Consider the following 22,010-nt stretch of genomic DNA (forward strand, 5'->3'; position numbering starts at 1 on the left):
GTTATTCTTTTATAACACAAAGCTCGTCCAACCCAGCCCCACCGGCTTATACCTTTCTTCGGAAGCCTTGAACATTTCTCGGATCGATTTTCGGCCATTAGTTCCAAATTACCCCCCGTTAACCCCCCTCCTTCTAGCTTCGTCCCCATTAACATTAAACCAAAGCAAATGAAAAAATTTACGATTGGCCTGCTCCTCTTCGCACAGCAAACCCACGCCCAGTGCCCCGTAAGTCCCCAACCTGTCTCCTTTATATACAATGGTGTGACCTACATGGGCAACAACGTCTCCTGCAACAGCAACCCCGACAACACCTGGGACGGCTGGTTCGCCACCCACTCCAGTACCGCATTCCGGGTCGACGGCGGCGTCGACAACGGCGTCTATAACTGCCATTCCTTTGCATGGGCCAACAGGACCGACGAATGGATCAGCACCCAGGCCATCGGCGGGAGCCCCAACGTCGCTCCCCAGATCTACTGGATGTCCGGCAAATACATCAAGACCACCGACATCAACGACGCAGAGATCGCGGTATACGGCAACGGCGCCGACCTCTCCAGCATCTACCCCACCCACTCGGCGATCCATCTCACCAACACCACCAATTCCACCAACGCATTCGCCGTGCAGTACCTGCGCCAGAACCCCCAGTACGCTGGCTGGTGGATCTCGAAATGGGACGGCGGCCCGCTGGCCATTCACCAGCTGACCAGCTGTCCCTACTATTCCGCCGGACTGCAGATCACCTATTTCAAAAAAGCGGGCGAGACGGGCACCAACTATATCCAGCAGGTCCAGTACCGGGCCTCCGACTATTCCGTCTCTGGTCCAAAACTCGTCTGCTCGTCCGGCTCACAATTTCTGCTCACCAATGCCACCACCGGCGTTATCAACACCCTCCAGCCCGGCTACACCGTCACCTGGTCCGGAAGTGCTCACATCAGTTTTTCACCCAACGCAAGCGCCTATCCCGTCACCGTTAGTTCCGGCTACAACGGCTCCGGCGAATGGGTCAAAGCCCATATTACCTTCCCCGACGGCAGCTCCGGCGACGTAGCACAGGACAACGTCTGGTCCGGCACCCCTGACTATATCCCCTCCATCTCCAGCTTCTCAATATCAACCCGGAGGCCCCGGCTATATCACCATCCAGGTCCCCCAGTCCAACACCGAGCTCTACGCGTACCCCTTCAACAACGCCGACCTCTTTCCCCCCAACGGCGTCGATACCCACGGGGCAAGCAGCTACTGGTGGACCTGTCAGTACAACACCTACAACCAAAACCCCGTCGTCCAGGGCGTCCGCTACACCCAGGGCGGCTTCTCCAGCACCGGCCAGGCCATACTCACCATCCACGCCTCCAACGCCTGCGGCACCACCACCCAGTTCCAAAGCCTCAGCGTCGTCCCCGGCGGCTACCGCTACTCCATGTCCCCCAACCCGGCCTCAAGCCAGCTAAACGTCAACATCACAAAAACCACCCTCGAAAAAACCTCCGCCGGGACCACCACCTACACCGTCCGTATCGTCGACGCCACCGGCCTCGAACACCACAGGTCCAAACAAACCTCCCAGTCCTTCACCATCCCCGTCTGCAACCTCAAAAACGGCAACTACATCCTCGAGATCACCGACGGCAAAACCATCTCCTCCAAACCCCTCATCATCTCTCACTAAAAAACAAAAAACCCGCGGTACATGCCGCGGGTTCTCTTCCCCGATCAACCCTCCACCACCAATCTACTCCTTCACACTAAACACAAACCCTACCCCATAAACATTGTCAATACGAATACACCCCGAATCACCCAAATACTTTCGCAGCCTCGAAATAAAAACATCAAGACTACGTCCAAGGAAAGGGTCATTCCTCCCCCACAGCTGAAAAAGGATATCGTCGCGCCTGAGTATCCTGTTGGCATGGTCGAAAAGATAGGCCAGCAGCTTCCGCCTCCCGCGGCGTGAGAACGATATCCGCCTGATCCCTTATCGACAACCTGAGCGTATCCCTGTTGAACCGAACGTCTCCGCGTACAACCACCGCCTGCCGCACGGCCTCACTAGTGGCACTACGCCTGATGATATTCCTCATCCGAAGTACCAATTCATCCACGTCGAACGGCTTGGAGATATAATCATCGGCGCCGATCCTCAGACCATAGAGCCGGTCGGCTCGTTCATTGCGCGCCGTCAGAAAAAGAAACGGCAACTCCAGGTCGATTCCCACGATCCGGTGAGCCAGCTCGAAACCGTCCATTTCCGGCATCGCAACGTCGAGAATCGCCAGCTGATAACCGGCCTCCGGCTGCACTCAGTCGCTCCAGCGCAGCCTTCCCGCTATTGGCCCATACCACATCGAAACCAACGATCTCAAGGTACTGCTCTGACCACATCGGCCAGATCGGCCTCATCTTCCACCAGTAATATTCTGGAGCTCATAGATTGGTGTTTTTCAAATTAGCCATCTCCCATCAACGGCCGCAGCCCCCGGAGGCGCGCCCTCCAAAAACCTCAAAAAGGTATACTAATAGTAAACACACTCCCCCTGCCCACAACACTATTAAGATCGATCTTCCAGTTATGCGACTCTATCGCCTGCTTCACATAGAACAACCCAAGTCCCAACCCCTTCACCCCACCCCCAACACCTACCCTGCCGCGATAAAACTTCTCGAACATATACCGCTGAACATCCCTCGGAATACCGATACCATTGTCTTCGATCGCTATATGCAACGCCCTCCGGTCGCTGAAAGTCGTGACAACGATCTCCTTACTCTCTTTGTCATTGTACTTGACCGCATTGTCGATTAAATTCAAAATTATCGTGGCAAACCAAAAGGGATCCACCAAAACCTCATCTTTCAGGGCCTTTTCATACAAGGTCAGCGTTATAGCCCCTTCCGTCGTTTGCAGCCTGTAATCCAGCAACAATTCATCCAGCAAATGGTTGACAGAAAGCAGCTCAAGGTTCAGGGTCAGCTTGTTCATCGTAGTTATCCGCAGCGCCTGACCGATAAGGGTTTTCAGCCGTTCTGCCTGCCGCTGTACGACTTCGGTTAAAGACAGCAGACTGTCCCTGCTGGCAAGTACCTTTTCGTTCTGCATCGTCCTGTTAGCCACGATGATGGCAGACAGCGGAGTATGAAATTCATGGGAAATGCTGTTGATGAAATCCGACTTCATCTCCGACAATTTCTTCTGCCGCTGCCAGTTACGGAACGTGATGAAATAGAGGAGGACGACCGACGCGACCGACAGGAAAGAGAGCAGAAAGGCCGGCATCATCAGCCGCAGTATCCTGCTCTTCCGGTCAAACGAGTCGACATAAAGGCTAAAGGAGATGAGATAGCTATGATCCACGCTGCTGCTGACGGTTATGTTCTTAGCCAGATTATTCACACGCAGCCCCTCCAGCGTGCCCCCTAGCCTTATCCCGTCCTTTGTCTGCAGCGCGCTGTCGATCAGCGGATAATTCCCACCCTCCTGATACATCGGAATATACTGGTCTCGCTGAAACGCGATCTGAAGGCTTTCAATCGTACTCGCATACCTGATCTTAGGGTCCAGATGGTGCCGGCTGACAATGGCCCCCAAAAGACTGTCGATATTGTACGCCCTCTTCAGATCCCTGAACACACTGTCGCAAACCAGCTGGCTAAGCCTCCCGAATTCCCTTCCGCCGCGCCCATCCACCCGCTCACCCCCGTCCACGCGGTCACGCCCATCCACGCAGTCACGCCCATACGCCGCCTCCAGTGCTGCCATGTTCGCCATCATATACCTGTCCACAATCTCCCCCCCGCCCGGCATCACCTTGTCATTCTTGATGGCCGCAATATAGTCCGCTGTTATGATCCCCTTTTCAGCCAAATAATAATGGTCATTCTTCAGCTCATAGGTGTTATACAGCAGAAAGAATTGTACACAGGACAGCGTGAGGAGACTGACCACCGCAATAACTTTATGGGCAGAGACCGAATACTTCATTATATCGGGTCCCTCGTCACACCCGGCACATGTATCGTTACAAGATAGGTCCCATCCTGCCAGAGCCGGAAGGTGAACCGCGGGTTGACACTGTAGATCCGGTCATTCGTCGGCGCCAGACCCGCATCAATATGCCCGATATTGCTCGGAATACGGTAATAGATGGTATATCCCTGCGCACCCTGAATGATCGGGAAAGGCGTCAGCTCGAAATCGCAGATCAGCGCCGTATCGGTCACCGTCAGCGGGTGGAACCTGGCAAACGTCTGGAAACTGCTTCGGTCTCCCCGTGGAATATATTCATTTTTCGATGGGTTGAACGGCGTCCCGTTCTTGTCCACGATCTTCAGGATCACCCGGTCCCCGTTGGTAGACAGCCGATCGACCGTCATATTCGGCGTAGGCAGCGTCCCGTTGGCAGTCGTACCGTCCGTAAACCATGCACTGGCCGCCCCGTCGTTCTCATATGGCAGGCCGTCAAACAGCGTAAACGTCGCGACATTTTTATAGAACTTCGTGCCATTCTCATTCGTCGCCTTGATATCATAGACGTAGGTGCCCGCCGGAACGCTGTCCGTCGTATTATAAAAAGTGAACGCACCCGTATGAACATTAAAATCGAAACACGGCGAGTCGATCAGCTTACGGGTGGAGTTCAGCAGCGCCACCGTACTGTCGATGGCGGGGTCGAACTGACTAATGAACACATACCGCTGGTGATTCGCGAATACCGCATCGGCGTGCTTGCCCGTCGCAGAGTCCCGGATATCCACCAGTTCATAGACCACGGGGGCGCTCGATCCATCCGCATCCACGGGACTGGTCTGGGTCACGATACCCCTCGGTATCTGCATGGGATTGTCCGGGTAGCGTATCTGCGCGCTGAGATAACCCTGGGAGACTTTGCTGCACGAGCCAATGGCAATGCCCGCCACAAGCACGAGAGCAATATATTGATAAAAGGACTTCATGATTGATGATTTGATGATGGTTAATTTCGGTCGCCGTAATAATTGAACGTATGCGTGCTCGCCAGTACATGCAGAACGCCCGTCGTGGTGAGGATCCCCGTCGTCTGGCAGAGCGTCTGCAGCTTCTGCGACGGGTCCACCGAGATCAACTGCGTCGAATCCGACGGAACAGGAAATCCGGGTTTGGCAATGACCTTGGTCAGATAGATATACTTCGGATCGGTCGTGAACACGTTCTGATTGGTATAGTCGGTGGTGGGGATCAGCTCGACCAGCCTCGCATCGCCCTCCGCGGAATGCCGCCACAGACCGATCTGGGTGATATTATCACGCGTGATCCGGTCGGAAAAGATATAGGTCCGTAGCGTGTCCTTCAGCGAAGGAAGATCCAGCGAGTCGAAGGTATATTTCAGGTTCTCGTCGTTGCGGCTGACCTGCAGGTCGGCCTGCCCGGCCAGCACGAAATTGCGGATCGAGTAGTTCGTAACGGCAAAGAACGTCCCCGCCTTGTTGACCTCATCCTTCAGCCCCATTTTGTCGATCATGATCACGAGCGTATCGAAGAGATGATTGGTCTTGAGATAGTCATAGGTCGTAACATTCACCTGTGCTACGAACGTGCTGCCGCCGATCGTATAACTTTTCTTGCAGGAACTGGCCAGACAAAGGACCACTGCCGCCGTCGCTATCGGTATAAGAAATTTCATTGTTAACAGTTTTTTGGTTAAAGTTTTCCGCGCCAGTAGGGCGTCTGTACGAGTGTAAAATCATCCTTGAACATCGACGGATCGATCGGCCAGAGCCAGCCACCGTGCTGGTACTGATCGGGGTTGAAGCTCTTGTTGTAGTTCAGCAGCTGTCCGGTCCGCAGCAGGTCATAATACGCCTGACCTTCGAAGAACAACTCGCGCAGACGCTCTTCCAGTATCTCCTTTGCCAGATCGTCCCCGCCGGGACCGCTGTAGTCCGCAATACCGGCTCTTTCCTTGACAGCATTCAGCAGGGGGATCGCATCCGCCTCGCGACCCAGCTTCTGCAGCGCCTCGGCTCTCAGCAGCATGATATCCGGAAGACGGAAGATGTTCAGGTTATTGGAAAGCCGCGGATCATTCTTCGCCGAACCATCCGCATAGCTGATATTAGAGTACTTGATGGTCTGCTGATCATTATAAAAGTATAGGTTATACCGGATGTCTGCCGGGTCGGTAAAGATCATACCGACGTACTCATTGTTGATCGGCCAGTTGACCCTGGTCTGACCCGCGATAAAAGGCTGGGCCAGCGTGGGAAGATACCCGCCGTCGCCGCTGCCGTCGTCGTTATTCAGCGCTACCCCCTCGCTCTGGCCGTAATTGATATTGACTTCGAAGATCCCTTCGGTACTCCGGCCCACGAATACATCGGAATAGTGCGCCGAGTCCACCAGGCTGTAACCGCCGTTGACGATGACTTCATTCGCCGTCTTCTCGCACGAAGCATAGTCCTTCTTCCACGCCTGTATATGAGCCTTCAGCGCAAGCACGCTGCCCTTGTTCGCCCTCACGACGGCCATGGTCTGGTCCGTGTACCCGAAAACAAGACGATTGGCCGCCGAATCACAGTCGGCCAGACACTGCGCAAGAACGGTAGCCGCAGGAGTACGCGGAATATTCAGCGCCTGGCTCACGTCAAGGTCCGGCTGCAGTTTCAGAGGAACATCACCCCAGATACGACTCATATAAAAATAGGTGTATGCCCGAAGAAAAAAGGCCTCACCGACGATCTGCGTCTTCAGGTCGGGATTGGCGAAAGTGGACAGCGGCACCCCAGGCACCTTGTTGATGACCAGATTGATCTGCTGGATCAGCTGATAATAGTTCTGCCAGTTCCACTCCCGGGGCCCCACATTGAGCCCGGTGAACTGCCCGTTGCAAATGGGCGAATTGAAGGCGTCGAGCCCTCCGTCGACAGCATATTCTCCCGAAGGCAGGTCCCCATAAACATGCCAGGAATAGTGGTTCATCAGGACGTTTCGCAGAAGGGCGTAAGCGCCGGCTATGGCCGTATTGGCATCCTGCCCGGTCTGGAAATAGGCCTGTGTGAACGTAGAGTTGTGTGGTTCGAGGTCCAGTACCTTCTTGCACGAGATGCCCGACACCAGAAGAAAGAACAGGGCGGCCGCCGAATATCTTTTTATCGTTTTTGATTGCATTGTCGTTGATTTGATGGTTGATCTTAGAAGCTCACATCGAGGCCAAGGGTGAATTTTTTGGGTATCGGATAGCCATTGCCATTATAGATACCGAAGGGATCCACCTGCTCCGCATCCGGCACCAGCGCCTTCTGGAAGATATGGAGGTTGTCCACCATCCCATAGACCCTCAGCCTGCTCATCCTTAACCGCTGCAGCGACGCCGGATTGAAGGAATAGGAAAGCGTGACCGTCTTGATACGCATATAGTCGCCGTTCTCCACCCACTGGTTGCTCACCGCCGCATACTTATACCGGGTGCCGAGGAATGAGCTCAGCGAAGGATACTGCGCGTTGTCCCCCGGATTCTGCCAGTAGTTGATCTCACTCAGATCCGGCAGGGCGTTGTGCGAAATGGCGTGCAGCGGATTCGCGTCGCCATCGTCCGTGGGGACCAGCCCCGACAACTTCCCGACGAGGTAGTCGTTATAGATCTGTCTGCCCAGCGTATAGGTGCAAAAGACCGCCAGACTGAAATTGCGGTAGGTGAATATCTGGTTGAAACCGCCCGTGACACGCGGGTTCGGGTCGCCCGAAGGCGCATAGTCATTCTGGTCGAGGACTCCGTCGCCGTTGAGGTCCTTCCAGATCGGGTCGCCGCCCCTGAACTGGTAGCCGTAGAAATTCAGGACGCTGCCCGTTACGGGATTGAAGGGGACGTCCTTGTCCGATTTATAGACGCCTGTCGCCTGGAACAGAAAGAACTCGTCGATGGGGTGACCGCGCCTGAGCAGGTAGTTCGTCGAACCCTGATTGATGACGATATCCCTTCCGCCATTCGGCAGAGATGTGATGACGTTTTTGTTATAGGCGATGTTGAAATCGGTCTCCCCACTGGAACTTGTTCGACGGCTTGAGCCAGTGCGCGATCAGCTGCGCCTCGATCCCCGAGTTCCGGGTCCCGATGGCGTTGGTGGTGATCGTCGAGAACCCGCTGGTTATCGGCAGCAGCAGTGAGAAGATGCCCTGGCTGGTATTGCGTACATAGATATCCGATACCAGGTTGAACCGCCCGTTGAGGATCGTCAGGTCCACGCCGATATTGGCCTCTTTGGAATGCTCCCAGGTCAGGTTCTTGTTGGCCAGACCGGCCGCAAAATTCGGCGAGATCGCCGGTACGCCATTATAGGTCAGGGAAAGATTCTGCAGGGTCTGAGGACTGTTGCTCCCCGCAAACCCGCCGGCGCCAATGCTGTAGGTATTAAAAGACAGATAATTGTTGCCGTCGTCAGGCTGTCTTCCGGTAATGCCATAGCTGCCACGGATCTTCAACATCGTCAGCCAGTCGGAAGCGCCCTTCATGAACCGCTCATCACTGATAATCCATCCCGCCGATACGGACGGGAAATAACCCCACCTGTTGTTGCTGCCGAATTTCGAGGAGGCATCCGCATTGAACACCGCCGACAGCAGATACCGGCCCTTGTAGTCGTAGTTGGCCCGGAAAAAACCCGACTGAATACCGCTCTCGATAATATCGGAATAGGTCTTCGAATTCAGCTTGTTCAGCACATTGACCACCGATATCTGGTCGTTGGGTATGCCGTCCGCCTCCGCATCTGTTGCCCGGTACTGATGGTATTCCGTATTCTGCCCCAGCAGCAGATTCAGGTGCTGCTCGGCCCCAATCCCGGTCGTATACTGTAGCGTATTGCTCATCAGATAATCCGACGAATTGTCTGCAAAGCTGATGGCGTAGCCAAGGCCGCTCTGTCTGTACTTCCCAGGCGTATACGTATCCCTGCGGGTGTTACTGTTCCCGTAGGAGATCACCGTATTAAAGGTCAGCTTGCTGGATATCTTCCAGTCGATCGTCGGACTGATGGTAAGACTGTTGTTCACGTTGTCATCGGTCTGGTTGGTGGAATTACCGAAGATGAACTGCTGGCTGGCGGGGCTCATATACAGCGTGGAGGGCGGCAGACGGCTCGAAGCATAGTAACCCCCGTTGAAAGGCCCATACCCTCCCGTAATGTCGTTCAGCGACCGGGGCCGGTTGAGGCGGTAATAGCGGATCTGCGTGCTTATATTCAGACGGTTCGAGAGCTTGACACCCATATTGGTGTTGAAGCTGTAGCGCTGCAGCCCCGATTTTTTCAGGATGCCATTCTCATTATAATAGTTGAGACCGTAACGATACGTCACTGCTTCGCTGCCGCCCGTGACGGACAGATCGACATTGTCCACCAGCCCGTTCTGGAACATACCGCCGCGATAGTCGTTGGCATTGTTGAACGCCGGATTCAGCGTATCCGTTAGTATCTGCGGCAGGTTGTCAAGACTGTTATAGGGACCATAATGATTGATCAGCGCTAGCTTGGCGCGCGTCTCCTCCGCCCCGATAAGCACTTTGTCCAGGGTAGGCCTTTCGGTGAAACCATGATAGGTGCTGAAGTTGACCCGCGTCCTTCCGGCAACACCCTTCTTCGTCTTGATGATGATAACGCCATTGGCACCCCGCGATCCGTAGATCGCCGAAGCCGACGCATCCTTGAGGATAGAAATAGCTTCGATGTCATTGATGGGAATGCCCGCCAGCACATCCGTATTCGTTCCATTTCCATAGTTGATAGCGGCAATATCGTCCGTCGACTGCGGAACCCCGTCGATAACGAAGAGAGGGCCGCTGACGGCGCGCGCGAGACTGGCCTTGCCCGCCGCGCTGCTCGGGTCGTTGTTGATGGCCCGGCTGACAGACGTGTTACCCCTGAGTACCACCGTGCTCCTTACCCCTGGTTCCCCGGAGAAATTCTGTACGTTGAGACCCGCAACCCGGCCCTGCAAAAGCCCGTCGAGCGTCGGCGTGGGGACATCCGCAATAGTCTTGGGATCGATCGACGTCACGGCAGCAGTGACATTGCGGCGCGCCAGACTCTGATAACCGATGATGACGGCGTCCGTAAGCCCTTTGGGATCCTGCTTCAGCAGTATCGAGACACCGGACGCCTGCCCGGTAACCTTATATTCTTTGGGTAGATAACCGACCATCCGGAAGACAAGCGTTTCCCCGGGGGCCGCGCGCACCAGGAATCGGCCATCGTCATTGGAAATAGTTCCGTGTTTGGTCCCGGAAACCTCGATCGAAACGCTGGCCGGGGGTTTCCCGTCGCCCGCATCCTTTACGATCCCCGAGACAGGAATACCGCCCGGGGCGCCGCCCGCCGGCGCTCCGCCCTGGGAAAATCCGCGGACAATTCCGCAAAACAGCAAGATGATTGCAAGCAGCAATGGCAGGAAATAGCCAGACCTGCGGAGCAGTGTGGGTCCATTCATAGCAGAAGTTTTTGGTGAGAATGTTAAACTTTGTCTAAATTAATCACCTTTACTTCCGACACTTGTCAATGGACATCAAACAGATTGTTAACGGAAACTTAATGAGCTATGAGCTCCCAAACAAACAACCTCATCACGCCGCCGGACAATTCACCATCCAGCTCACTCGAACCTATCCACGCAGGACCCAAAACACGCTGGAAACCCACCATCCCCCGCGGCCAAACACCGCGGGTTTTCAACCTCCCGATTTCACTATCTTTGGGAGGAATGAAACCTCCTATGAACCGGACAACCTTTTTATCACTCGTTATCGTCCTGCTTTTACCGGGCGCCTGCCACAGCGCGCAAAAGACCGATACTTCTACCATCGTGGGCGTGATCGACAATTTTCAGCAACGCCTGGAGGCTGAACATCTGAAAGACACGACCGGGAGTCTGTCCGCGATCGTCTTCATCGGAAATAAGATCGTCTGGTCCCACGCCTTTGGGAAGGCAGACAACGAAAAGGGGATCGACGCCGGCGAACACACCGTCTACCGGATAGGCTCGATTTCCAAGACCTTCACCGCCTATCTCATGCTATTGCTGGTACAGGACGGAACCATCCGGCTGGATGACCCCATATCAAAATATCTCCCGGAGATAAAACAGCTGAAAAGAAAAGAAAGAGATACCGCCGAAATTACATTTCGCGAGCTGGCCAGTCATACGGCAGGTCTTGAGAGAGAGCCAGGTCTTCCCAATGCAGCGGCCGGACCGATCGGCACCTGGGAAATGAAAGTGCTGAACTCCATTCCCACCACCGACGTCGACTTCCCCCGGGAAAAAATTTTCCTATAGCAATATCGGTTATGGCATCCTTGGACTGGCACTGTCGAGGGCTGCCCATCAGCCCTATATGCAGATGGTGGAGAACAGGATCTTTAAACCCCTGGGCATGACCCGTAGTTTCTACATCATCCCTGCCGGCTATGGCGATAGCGTAGCGGTAGGTTATCACCGGAATAGCCGTGCTCAGAGACCCGACGGTGCAATGGCTGCAGCCGAATTCGCCGGCAGAGGGTATAAGGTCCCGAATGGAGGCATCTTTACGACTGCGGGTGATCTTGCCCGTTTTGTTATGGCGCAATACAGCGATTCCACCAGCCTGTCAAAAAATTACCGGGAGCTGATGCAAACGATCCAGACTCCCGAGAGCGGAAAGGCAGGATACGGATTCGGGCTGTCCGTCGTAAATCCCGGCAATGACTCCAAAATCGTCGGGCACGACGGCGCCGTCGCCGGATACACAGCCTTCATGCTCTTCAGCCCTGGAACAAAGGTCGGGGCCATCGTCCTTCGAAACTGCGACTATGACGTGCAACCCATCCCCCTTGCAGTGCGGGACGTCGTCCAGGACCTGGCCAGACTAGCACCCAAACCGTAGGCAACCTCCCGCCCGCCCCAAAGCGGCATTATTCTGACCTCAACCCCTTCACGGGATTCGCCACCGCCGCCTTCACAGCCTGCCAGCTGATCGTCACGAGCGCAATCACAATAGCCGCAACCCCCGCCAGCCCAAACATCCACCACCGGATCTCCACCTTATAAACAAATTCCTGCAACCACCGGTGCATCACCCACCACGCTACCGGCGTAGCCAGAACAAAAGCAACAAACACCAACTTTACAAAATCCCCCGATAACAACCGGAAGATGCCAGCACTGCTCGCCCCCAACACCTTCCGGATCCCAATCTCTTTACTCCTTTTCTCCGCACTGAACGCGGCTAACCCAAACAACCCCAGACAGGAAATAACGATCGCCATTCCGGTAAAAGCATTGATGATATGCGACATCGTCACCTCCGACTGATATTGCCTCTGCACTTTCTCATCCAGAAAGACATAATCAAAAGGAGTACCCGGCACATCGTGACGCCACAACGCCTCCATCTCGCTCAGCATGGCACCATAGTTACCACTACGCGTATGCACGATCAAATGGTTCACATCGCCCCCCTGGGATCATACAGGATCATAAAGGGATTCACCCGGTCCCGAAGCGAAGTGTAATTGATGTCTTTCATGACACCCGAGATCACCCATTTCCTGTCGTTCCCGGCAAACAATCTTGTTCCGACCGCGGAGGAAGGCGTCAGCCCCAGTCGCTTTACCAGCGTTTCATTGACAATGACAGAACCCGAGTCCTGCGCCCTGAAATCCCTCCCGGCAATCAACCGGATACCCATAACAGTTACAAAATGCTCATCCGTAGCCAGGTTCTGCTGATCGGTCGATCCTGCGGGATTTCCTCCCTCCAGCCACACACCCCAGTCATGGTAGGTCGGAGCCCCCGGATAATTATTGGCCATGCTCACCCCCTCCACTCCCGAAAGCTTCCTGAGCCCTTCGGCAAAAGCCGGCATCTTACTCCTCGTATCATCCGTGTGAAAAGTAAAAATGAGCTGCTGGTCCTTATTAAAACCCAGATCCTTGTTCTTTATATAATTCAACTGGGAATAAATGACCACAATACAGGCAATGAGCAGGATCGACAAAGCAAACTGAAAAACCACAAGACTGCGACGTATACCCGCGGCAGACACATGGCTGGTAAAATTACCCTTAATCACTTTGATAGCCCTGAACGCGGACAAGTAGAACGCAGGATAACTCCCGGCCAGCAACCCGGTGACTACCACAATCCCCCCAGTATCAGCCATACGCTATAATCCGCGAGCATGGACAGGGACATATCCGCCTGCGTGATCCGGTTCAGATAAGGAAACGCAAATACCAGCATCGGCACGGCGATCATCACCCCCACCAGCGCGAGCAGAACAGGATTCCGCGAGGAACTGAACCACCAGGCTATTCCTCCCGGCCCCCACCACCTTCCGGATCCCCACTTCCTTCGCCCTGCCGGACGCCCTGGCAGTAGAAAGATTCATGAAATTGATACACGCAATCACCTGGATCAGCAGAGCGATCAGTATCAAAATATTCAGGAACGAACTACTGACCGTATGACCCGTTTCCGCGTCATAACCTGCCGACGTATGGATGGAAGCAATAGGCTGCAACCGCAGCACTTTCGTCATGCCGTCTTCCTCTAACTGTTGCTGCCCATGCTTATCCAAAAACGCAGGCAGTTGCTTCTCCAGCGCTTCCGGCGACGCCCCGGGCGCCAGCTTCACATAGGACCAGGCAAAATTATTACCCGTCCAGGTATTGTTCTCCAGCAACGAACCGCCAAACCCATGGGGGTTCATCCTGATGAACATATTGGCATGAATGCTGGACTTGCCCAAACTTTCATCCACCACCCCCGTGACCGTAAAAATATTTTTCCCCCACGCATCATTCATAGTGATCGTTTTCCCGATAGGGCTCTCATCGGCAAACAACCTGTCAGCTACCGGCCGGGACAACACGATCGAATTCGGCGCTGACAATACGTGGTCCGAACTCCCGGAAGAAAAATGAAAATTAAAAACATCGAAAAAGGTGGAGTCCACGAGATAGGCTTCCTTTTCATAAAACGACTTTTCCTTATACACCAGCAGATGCTCATCCGCACCCAGCGTAGGGATAAATCTGGTGAACTGCAGCACCTGCGGGAAATCGCTCTTCATCGCTGGCGCGATGGGCGGTGACGCAGTCGCCATCCTGTGCCGGTCTCCCACAAGCTCCATACTGGTAGTGACCCGGTAAATATCAGCCGCATGATCGAACCCTCGATCATAGCTGTACTGGTCCTTTACATACAATACGATGTAAAGACAACACAGCGTACCCAGGGCAAGACCGGCAAGGTTGATCACGCTGAACGTCCTGTTTTTGCGGAGGAACCGCAGCGCAGTTTTGATATAGCTTCTAAACATGGAAAATGTCGTTTGTACCCATGACGGCACGAAAGATAATGCCAATTCTCCAATCACCTAAAAACCAATCGCCTACAGCAATACAAAGACCCCGATCGTCCGCTTTCGATACTGACTGCTGTCCGGTTTCCATTGGACGTCACCACCTTCTGCCCCTTCCACCCCAAATCCCGGGGAAAACCAGTATTGACCGATACTCTACCATCATGTTTCTGGGCCTTTCCTCTGGATCCAGGGTAACACCACCATACATATTAAAAAAACAAATTAAATATTAAACAGACTACTCGGTTTTTTGGTCCGAAAACCCCTTATCTTTACAACGTAAAATGACACCACGGTACTAACAAAACACCGGACCCGAATTCAAACAGACTTGTCTGTTGCTCTTTTTTCCTCTAATTTCGTACTATGCGTAACGAGAGAAAGAATGGCATTCGTCAAACGATCATAGATACCGCCGGCCGGTTATTCTACCAGCAAGGATACGTAAATACCGGGATCAACCAGATCCTCGAAGAGTCAGGAGTAGTGAAATCGTCACTCTATGTAACCTTCAGATCGAAAGAGGAAATACTGATGGAGTATCTTGTCTCCGCAGGCGCCGGGACGGACAAGGCCCTGTATGACGCCGCCCACCAGTTCACCGATCCGAAAGAACAGGTGCTGGCCGTTTTTGACTACCTCCTGAAGATCGTCCAGGAAAGCGACTACTTCGGATGCTCCTTCCTGAACATCATTTCGGAGGTCCCCAGGGCCCCGAAAAAGTGGTCAACCAGATCAGAATGCAGAAGAACGGAGTCAGAAAACTCTTTTCCACTCTGCTCGCGCCAATCGGAAAAGAAGCCCTGGCAGACCAGATCTATATTCTATTCGACGGAGCCCTGATTACCAACAAGGTACACGGTGACATATGGCCGGTACTTGCCGCCCGTAAGACAGTCGAAAGACTCCTGAACGAGTAGACCGGCCGCCCGGCAAGCCGCTCTAAACAGGCAGCCCGACTAACCAGCTAACCCAACTCAAAAGACGACGCTACACCTCCAATCAGGCGGTGATCGTTCAACAAACTTAAATCAAGTGTAAAACCGAGTAGTCTGTTTTAATGCAACACCAGCAACCAAGTCCATGGGAACCCCTGGCCGGCCACCAGAGCAAAAAGCATCATCAAAAAGATTCTCTGAACAACTATATCACACACCAATTCATACAAAATGGCAAACCAATCAGTCAGTTTCAGGACAGTAACGATCGACGGCATCAATATTTTCTACCGGGCAGCCGGCGACCCCAATCAACAGGCCATCGTCTTCCTCAATGGCGTGCCCAACGCATCCGCAGCATTCCAGGAGATCATCGAAGACCTGAAAGACAACTACTACCTCATCGCCCCGGATTTTCCAGGCTTCGGTCATAGCGGAGTCCCCGATCCAAACGACTACAGTTACACCTTCGACAACATCTCAAAAACGATCGAAAAATTTATAGACACCATCGGCCTGAAGAACCCCAGCGTATACGCCCTGGGCTACGGCGGCCCCATCACCTTCCGCATCGCCACCCGCCGGCCCACCCTGTTCAGAAGCTATATCCTGCAGAACTCCAACGTTTACGAAGAAGGCCTCGGCCCCGCTATGACCGACGCCGCCCCCTACCTGGCCAACCGCAACGAAGAAACCACCCGCCTCGTCAAACCCCTCTTTACCATCGATGGCATCAAACTCTTCTTCCTGCACGGCGCCAAAGACAGCTCAACGATCAACCCCGACCACTATATCACCGCCCTGCACCACCTCAACCGCCCGGGCCAGGAATCGATCCAGCTCGACCTCCTCTACAACTACGCTACTAACATAGCCGAATACCCGAAATGGCAAAAATGGCTCAAAGATACCCAGCCCAAAATGCTCCTTGTCTGGGGTAAGAACGACCCCTTCTTCCCCCTTGCCGCCGCCGAAGCCATAAAAAAAGACGTCCCCTCGGCCACACTCGTCGCCTACGACACCAGCCACCTCGCCCTCGAAGAACACCACCGCGAGATCGCAAAAGACATCATCGCCTTCCTGAGTAAATAAAATTCGAAACCCCTCACGGCAACGCCGAAACGCCTGCCGTCGAAATGGTTCGTCGATTCTATTTGGAAAGCCATCTAAAACCAGTCACCATGAACAACAGAATTGCAATCGTCACCGGCGCCAGCGCCGGCATCGGACGAGCCACATCGCTTCGCCTCGCCAAAGACTTCGCTGGCATCGTCCTCGTCGCCCGCCGGCAGGAAGAACTCGAAAAGACAGCAGCCAACATCAAAGCCCTCGGCGCCGAGCCCCTTGTCTTGCCCGCCGACCTTCGGCAGCCGGAGGCCGTCTCTGAAATCATCGCCAGCACAAAGTCTAAATTCGGCCGCCTCGACGCCGTCGTCAACATCGCCGGCGCAGTGCCCCAGATCCACCTCTTCCAAATGACCGACCAGCAGTGGAACGACGGCGCAGAAATGAAGCTGCACGGCGCACGCCGCCTGGCCATCAAAGCATGGCCCCTCCTCAAAGAATCCAGAGGCTCGGTCGTCTTCATGTCCGGCAACTCCGCCGAAAGCCCCAAACCCGGATTCGCAGCCGTCGCCGCCATCAACGCCGCTATCGTAGCCATGGCCAAAGCATTCGCCGAACAAGGCATCATCGACGGCGTACAGGTCAACAGCATCCTCCCCGGCCCCGTCATGAGCAACCGCCGCATCGGTTTTCTCGACAAATGGTCCGCGGATCACCAACTGTCCATCGACGACGCCAAAGAAAAATTCCTGCAGGAGGCACACATCGAACGCTACGGCAAACCCGAAGAGGTCGCCGAACTGATCGCCTTCATCCTTTCACCAGGCGCCCGATGGCTGATCGGCACCGCAATCCGCATCGACGGCGGCGAGATCAGGGAATATAGCTTCCCGCATGGAATGCGATCGGATCACCGGCGTCGCCGACTTCCTCCTCAAGGTTTCCATCCCCGGCCATCCCGGCCCCTACCCCCCCAAAAATGCCCCGGTCGACGACCGGGGCCTTACATACTTCGAAACCACCTCACACCTTCTTTATCATATCGATCATCATCGACAACTCATCCACCGCCTCCTCATCACTCCCCTCAAAACCCGTCAGATGAAACCGGATATTCCCCTTCGGATCGATGATGAACTTCGCAGGTATCCCATTCACCCCATAACTGCTCACCACCTTGTTCTCCTTCGTCTCCTGATCCTTCAGATCCATCAACACCTCAAAATCGAAATGGTGCTCCTGCATATAAGCCTTCGCCTCATCCGCTGCATGCTCACTCTTCTCCCAGGTATGAATAAAAAGGAATTGGACATCGGTATCGTTCTTATACTTATTCTTCGCCATCTCCATCGCGGGGAACGACCGCTTGCAGGGCCCGCACCACGTCGCCCAGAAATCCAGCACCACCGTCTTCCCCCGATACTCTTCCAGCGTCACCCGTTTTCCGTCCAGGTCGGTCAGCGTGAATAACGGAGCCGGCTTATCCATGATCTCCCGCTGCAGCTTCTTCTTCAGGTTCTCCATCACCGCAGTTCTGATAGACGCCATATACTCGTCATAACCCGCATCGCTTCCTTTGACTTTGACATAGAGGTTCCTGAACTGCCTGCGCACCTCCGGCTCCGCCTTCCCCGTTCGCATCAGCTCATCCATTTTGGCATAGGCCTCCTGGTCGCGGTGCTCGGCCAGCAATAGTTTTGCATAAATATAATTGGTCCTCGGATCCACCTCCTTATTGCCCTTGTACAGCGCGTCCACCACCTCCAGCGCCCGGTCATACTTCTTTTCCTGATACAGGATGTCCACATAGGTATTGCTGAGCCCGACATAGCCGCTTGCCGCAAATCTTCCCGCATTATCCGTCGCATTCAGGAAGCTCCCGGCGCTCTCCATCGCCTTCCTGGCATAGATCTCCGCATGCACCAGATCGCTGTCCTTCCGGAACCGCTCGGACAGCCCGCCATAACCATTCCCCTTCCAGAACTCCTCTTCCAGCAGATTGATATACTGCTCCGCCTTGGCGACATTCCTCTTCCCCGCGTACAGCTGGGCAATATGAGACCGCAAATAGTCATAAGCGACATGGTCGTGGTTCTCATTCGGAAATCGGGAAGGCGGAAATTTCGCCACCCAGCTTTTTATACAACTTCTCCGCCTCTACCGGATCCTTCGATTCAAAAATAGGCCCCTGAGCCATCGACCGCGCCAGGACGCCGGCGGGAAATTTCGCAAGCGCCGCCTTGTCCAACGAATCCGCCATCCGGACCCTCTTCGTCCGGGCATAAAGATTGATGGCTATCATGACATCCTTTTCCTTACTGCTCGAGGCCAGCTGCTGCAGCTCCTTGTTGAGCGCTATACTGTCATTCGGGTCTTTGGATGCCGCCAGTCGGCTCAGATGCTGAAAGGTCGTGTCCCCTGGGCCATTATAGTCCCTGCCGCGAACAGTGCGGCGAATACAACAAACAGTTTTTTCATGGAAAATATTTTAATTGATTAATAACCTGAATTTTGCCTGAGCGCCGGATTGGCAACGATCTGCGCCGCCGGTATCGGATAGAGGACGGCATCGTGCTTCCAGGCCGGCTTCAGACCGCCGCCCAGCACTTCGTCTGCCCTCGTCGCCCCGCCCAGCACGCCGGGCGTCCGCTTGAGATCCAGCCAGCGGTTACCCCATTCGCCAAAAAGCTCCATCTTCCGTTCCTGCTCGACGGCCGCCAGAACATCGGCCTTCGAAAGACCGGTACTCAGCGAAGACAACCCCGCCCTCGTCCTGATAACATTCACATCGCCGACAGCACCGGACAAATTGCCCTGCTGCGCCCGCGCCTCCGCCCTTATCATGTACTGCTCGGCCAGCCGCAGAACCACATTGTATTCATTACCCGTTCCCGACCGCACCTTATCCTTATAGTCATAATAATAAGGCGTTCCCCCAAGCGTATCACTCGTTGTCCAGTACTTTTTTCGAAGATCACCCGGCTCGAACGATCGGTACAGCGTATCATACAACACATAGGTCGGCAATACCCCCTTCGGCGCGAGGAAATTACCACCAAATGAAGAAACACCCGTAGTCGTCGCGATCTGCCAGATCACCTCGTTGCTTGTATTCACAAAAACAGAATTAAGATCACTCCCAAGACTGAATACACCCGATCCGATCACGCCGCTGGACATCTGCTCCGCGTCCTTCCAGTCCTGAGTATACAAATACGCCTTCGCCAGCAGCGCCATCGCGGCATACTGGTTGATCCGCGCCCGCTTGCCCGTGGCATCAGCTGTTGACAGGAGGCCGACCGCACCCTGAAGATCGGCGATGACCTGCGCCCATACTGAGGAAGCCGCCGTCCTCGCCATCATCCCGTTGGTGGCGACATCCGTGGCCAGTTCCAGCGGCACATCGCCATATAAATTCACCAGATAAAAGTACATGAAGGCACGCCAGGTCCTGGCCTCGCCGAGCAGCTGATTCTTCACCGCCGGCGAAATGGTCGTCGCGGCGTTCAGATTCCCGATCGCCAGATTCGACTGCAGGATCTCCGAATAACTGTCCGCCCAAAGCCCGGGCACGAGCGTGTTACTGGACAACAGGGCATTGCTGGCGAACTGCCCATAGTTAGGATCGTTGACGGCATAGCGGATATCGTCCGCCGAAGAACCGCAAAGCCCGGTGTAGTTGATCGTCAGATTGGCGGCAAAGCCGGTGCTGTACAGTCCGATGATCGCACTGGTAGCCGAAGACTCGGACTGAAAAGCTTGCTGCACCCCGATCTGTGTAGCAGGAGCGCCGATATCGACAAATTTCTTACACGAACCCATAGCCAACGATCCGGCCGCGAAACAACAAAAAAGTATTTTATTAGCAGATAACATGACGCCAGATTTTAAAATGAAAGATTAAGACCCACAACAATGGTTCGCAACGGCGGAACCGCGGGATAGCGGCCGTTTCCGAGACCCGAAGGCCCGCCCGGGACGGTCGTCGTCGGGTCCAGCTGATACTTGTTCTTGTTCAGCAGCAAAAGGTTCTGCCCCTGCACATAAAAACGTAGCATACCCAGCCCCATACGCTTCACGGACTTTTCGCCGAAACTATAGGCCAGGGACGCATTTGACAGCTTCAGCCACGATGCGTCACCCCAGAACGCGTCTGAGCTCCCATAGTAATAGCTATATGCATTGTAGATCGGCGCGCCGGGTGTAGCCGAGGCTCCAGGGAACAGCTTATTCGCGTCTCCCGCCTGCTGCCACCTGTTCAGCACCGAGATATTCAGGTTGGCCATGCTGGACCCGATCGCCGAATTGTAGCTGCCGTTCGTATAGCCCTTCTGGTGATACCACTGTATAAAGAAACCCAGCGTCCACCGTTTGTACGTGAAGTCATTGCTCATCCCCCCGAAATACGGTGTCCCGACCGGCGCGACGATCCGGTCCGTGTTATAGTCGGGAACACCGCTTCCACTCTTCGTCGCGAAGGTCGGCGCCCCGGTCTGGGGATTGATGCCCGTATAATGATACAGTCGGGTCAGATTGACCGGCTGGCCGACGATATAGGTGCTGGCATAAAAGGACTGAGCCAGATTGGGATAGCTGATCAGTCTGTTGGACGGGAGGGTGATATTGAACGAAGTCGTCCACTGAAAATCCCGGTGAACGATATTCTTCGATTCGATGGCCAGTTCAACGCCGGTATTCTGAATTACCGCGGGAATATTCGCCTGGTAGGCATTGAAACCCGTCTGCGTCGGAAGACTCATATAGCTCAGCTGGTTACCGCTGCGGTTTCGGTAGTAATTCGCGGTCAGCATGATCCGGTCTTTCAGAAAGCCCAGTTCCAGCCCGAACTCCAGCTTGCGGTCCGTCTCCCACTGAATATCGGGGTTGGGGGTGCTCACCTGATACAGACCCGCCTGATTCAGGTAGGGATTTCTGAGCACTGAATAGAGGGATAGATAGAGATAGTCGGGTATCTGGTCATTCCCGGTAAGGCCATAGCTGCCACGCAGCTTGCCCAAACTCATCCACGAAAGATTATTCTTTACAAAAGACTCTTCGGAGAATACCCACGCGCCGCCCACTGCCCAGAAATTGCCCCATCTGTTGTTCGCTCCGAACCTCGAGGAGCCATCCCTGCGGAACGTCGCGTTGAGGACATACTTGTTGGCCCAGCTGTAGTTGAACCGGCCGTACACCGAACTAAAATTATACTGGGCGTAGTTCGGGAAATAGCTCGTGATCAGTCCAGCACCTACCAGCGATCCCAGCAGCTGATCACTGCTGTAGTTGGTCCCCTTCGTCGAAGTCGTTTGCGAAATATTTTGTTGAAATGTGCCCCCGGCCAGGAGACTCATCCTGCCCTCCCCCATTTTCAGGTTGTAGCTAACGGTCGGTTCTACGATCCAATTCTGCGCCTTATTGGTGGAAAAATACGCCGAGCTCACCGGGTTGGACGAGGGGTTCAGCGCCGTGGCCGGCACCGCCGCCTTCGTATCCAGAAGTACGTTGGTATACCCGCTGCTGAGTTTCAGGTCGAGCCCGGGCAACACCGTATAGTGGATGGAAAAATTCCCCATGAGATTGGTCGTTATCGCGCTATAGGGCTGCTGCAGATTTGACAACGGAT

22 protein-coding genes are annotated in these 22,010 nt (G+C 54.4%); 6 read left to right on the forward strand and 16 right to left on the reverse strand.

The genetic code is table 11. From position 1 onward, the window contains the following. Positions 1-566 precede the first annotated feature (566 nt). Positions 567-701: a hypothetical protein gene (locus ACQ86N_RS27685; RefSeq protein ID WP_431209874.1), complete on the reverse strand. Its 135-nt coding sequence runs from the start codon at positions 699-701 to the stop codon at positions 567-569. A 731-nt stretch (positions 702-1,432) separates the two neighbouring features. Between ACQ86N_RS27685 and ACQ86N_RS27690 the strand changes: the two genes are divergently transcribed. Beyond that, a complete protein-coding gene (locus ACQ86N_RS27690; protein ID WP_431209875.1) occupies positions 1,433-1,681 on the forward strand; it encodes a T9SS type A sorting domain-containing protein in 249 nt (82 codons plus the stop codon). A gap of 63 nt (positions 1,682-1,744) precedes the next feature. Here ACQ86N_RS27690 and ACQ86N_RS27695 read toward each other — a convergent pair whose 3' ends face one another. The 8 genes from ACQ86N_RS27695 to ACQ86N_RS27730 form a co-directional block, all read right to left on the reverse strand. Continuing rightward, positions 1,745-1,987: a helix-turn-helix domain-containing protein gene (locus ACQ86N_RS27695; RefSeq protein WP_431217622.1), complete on the reverse strand. Its 243-nt coding sequence runs from the start codon at positions 1,985-1,987 to the stop codon at positions 1,745-1,747. Further along, positions 1,869-2,315, reverse strand: a complete 447-nt coding sequence (locus ACQ86N_RS27700) for a response regulator transcription factor (RefSeq protein ID WP_431209876.1) — start codon at positions 2,313-2,315, stop codon at positions 1,869-1,871. Before ACQ86N_RS27700 ends, ACQ86N_RS27695 begins: the two co-directional genes overlap by 119 nt. Before the next feature lie 200 nt (positions 2,316-2,515). Next, a complete protein-coding gene (locus tag ACQ86N_RS27705) occupies positions 2,516-3,994 on the reverse strand; it encodes a sensor histidine kinase (RefSeq protein ID WP_431209877.1) in 1,479 nt (492 codons plus the stop codon). After that, positions 3,994-4,965, reverse strand: coding sequence for a DUF5007 domain-containing protein (locus ACQ86N_RS27710; protein ID WP_431209878.1), 972 nt, complete (start codon positions 4,963-4,965; stop codon positions 3,994-3,996). Before ACQ86N_RS27710 ends, ACQ86N_RS27705 begins: the two co-directional genes overlap by 1 nt. Positions 4,966-4,985: 20 nt before the next feature. Further along, on the reverse strand, positions 4,986-5,672 hold the full coding sequence (locus ACQ86N_RS27715) for a hypothetical protein (RefSeq protein WP_431209879.1): 687 nt from the start codon (positions 5,670-5,672) through the stop codon (positions 4,986-4,988). Between the two features lie 17 nt (positions 5,673-5,689). Next, a complete protein-coding gene (locus tag ACQ86N_RS27720) occupies positions 5,690-7,156 on the reverse strand; it encodes a RagB/SusD family nutrient uptake outer membrane protein (protein ID WP_431209880.1) in 1,467 nt (488 codons plus the stop codon). A 23-nt stretch (positions 7,157-7,179) separates the two neighbouring features. Next, positions 7,180-7,602, reverse strand: coding sequence for a hypothetical protein (locus ACQ86N_RS27725; RefSeq protein ID WP_431209881.1), 423 nt, complete (start codon positions 7,600-7,602; stop codon positions 7,180-7,182). A gap of 397 nt (positions 7,603-7,999) precedes the next feature. Then, complete coding sequence (locus ACQ86N_RS27730) at positions 8,000-10,468, reverse strand: SusC/RagA family TonB-linked outer membrane protein (RefSeq protein WP_431209882.1); 2,469 nt, start codon at positions 10,466-10,468, stop codon at positions 8,000-8,002. 108 nt (positions 10,469-10,576) lie between these two features. Here ACQ86N_RS27730 and ACQ86N_RS27735 point away from each other — a divergent pair, with 108 nt between their 5' ends. Beyond that, positions 10,577-11,311 carry a serine hydrolase domain-containing protein gene (locus ACQ86N_RS27735; RefSeq protein ID WP_431209883.1) on the forward strand — a complete coding sequence of 245 codons (735 nt, stop codon included), beginning with the start codon at positions 10,577-10,579 and terminating at the stop codon, positions 11,309-11,311. 31 nt (positions 11,312-11,342) lie between these two features. Further along, positions 11,343-11,897 carry a serine hydrolase domain-containing protein gene (locus ACQ86N_RS27740; protein ID WP_431217623.1) on the forward strand — a complete coding sequence of 185 codons (555 nt, stop codon included), beginning with the start codon at positions 11,343-11,345 and terminating at the stop codon, positions 11,895-11,897. A gap of 28 nt (positions 11,898-11,925) precedes the next feature. Here ACQ86N_RS27740 and ACQ86N_RS27745 read toward each other — a convergent pair whose 3' ends face one another. From ACQ86N_RS27745 to ACQ86N_RS27755, 3 genes are read right to left on the reverse strand one after another with little or no spacing between them, the layout of a single operon-like run. Further along, positions 11,926-12,462: an ABC transporter permease gene (locus tag ACQ86N_RS27745; RefSeq protein ID WP_431209884.1), complete on the reverse strand. Its 537-nt coding sequence runs from the start codon at positions 12,460-12,462 to the stop codon at positions 11,926-11,928. After that, positions 12,459-13,175: an ABC transporter permease gene (locus tag ACQ86N_RS27750; protein WP_431209885.1), complete on the reverse strand. Its 717-nt coding sequence runs from the start codon at positions 13,173-13,175 to the stop codon at positions 12,459-12,461. The genes ACQ86N_RS27745 and ACQ86N_RS27750 overlap by 4 nt, the downstream gene beginning before the upstream one ends. A gap of 3 nt (positions 13,176-13,178) precedes the next feature. Next, on the reverse strand, positions 13,179-14,336 hold the full coding sequence (locus ACQ86N_RS27755) for an ABC transporter permease (protein ID WP_431209886.1): 1,158 nt from the start codon (positions 14,334-14,336) through the stop codon (positions 13,179-13,181). 411 nt (positions 14,337-14,747) lie between these two features. Between ACQ86N_RS27755 and ACQ86N_RS27760 the strand changes: the two genes are divergently transcribed. From ACQ86N_RS27760 to ACQ86N_RS27770, 3 genes are all read left to right on the forward strand, one after another. Further along, the gene (locus ACQ86N_RS27760) at positions 14,748-15,224 is read left to right on the forward strand and encodes a TetR/AcrR family transcriptional regulator (protein ID WP_431209887.1); all 477 of its coding nucleotides are present in this window, start codon (positions 14,748-14,750) and stop codon (positions 15,222-15,224) included. 326 nt (positions 15,225-15,550) lie between these two features. Further along, positions 15,551-16,411: an alpha/beta fold hydrolase gene (locus tag ACQ86N_RS27765; protein WP_431209888.1), complete on the forward strand. Its 861-nt coding sequence runs from the start codon at positions 15,551-15,553 to the stop codon at positions 16,409-16,411. Positions 16,412-16,500: 89 nt separating this feature from the next. Then, entirely contained in the window at positions 16,501-17,517 is a 1,017-nt protein-coding gene (locus ACQ86N_RS27770) for an SDR family oxidoreductase (protein ID WP_431209889.1), read from the forward strand. Here ACQ86N_RS27770 and ACQ86N_RS27775 read toward each other — a convergent pair. From ACQ86N_RS27775 to ACQ86N_RS27790, 4 genes are all read right to left on the reverse strand, one after another. Beyond that, the gene (locus tag ACQ86N_RS27775; protein ID WP_431209890.1) at positions 17,408-18,514 is read right to left on the reverse strand and encodes a redoxin domain-containing protein; all 1,107 of its coding nucleotides are present in this window, start codon (positions 18,512-18,514) and stop codon (positions 17,408-17,410) included. The two genes, ACQ86N_RS27770 and ACQ86N_RS27775, sit on opposite strands and share 110 nt — an antisense overlap. After that, positions 18,480-18,686, reverse strand: coding sequence for a hypothetical protein (locus ACQ86N_RS27780; RefSeq protein WP_431209891.1), 207 nt, complete (start codon positions 18,684-18,686; stop codon positions 18,480-18,482). Before ACQ86N_RS27780 ends, ACQ86N_RS27775 begins: the two co-directional genes overlap by 35 nt. 194 nt (positions 18,687-18,880) lie before the next feature. Further along, the gene (locus ACQ86N_RS27785) at positions 18,881-20,260 is read right to left on the reverse strand and encodes a RagB/SusD family nutrient uptake outer membrane protein (protein WP_431209892.1); all 1,380 of its coding nucleotides are present in this window, start codon (positions 20,258-20,260) and stop codon (positions 18,881-18,883) included. Between the two features lie 11 nt (positions 20,261-20,271). Beyond that, a complete protein-coding gene (locus ACQ86N_RS27790; protein WP_431209893.1) occupies positions 20,272-22,005 on the reverse strand; it encodes a TonB-dependent receptor domain-containing protein in 1,734 nt (577 codons plus the stop codon). Between the last annotated feature and the right edge of the window lie 5 nt (positions 22,006-22,010).

The organism is Puia sp. P3, assembly GCF_050632245.1.
Lineage (GTDB): Bacteria > Bacteroidota > Bacteroidia > Chitinophagales > Chitinophagaceae > Puia.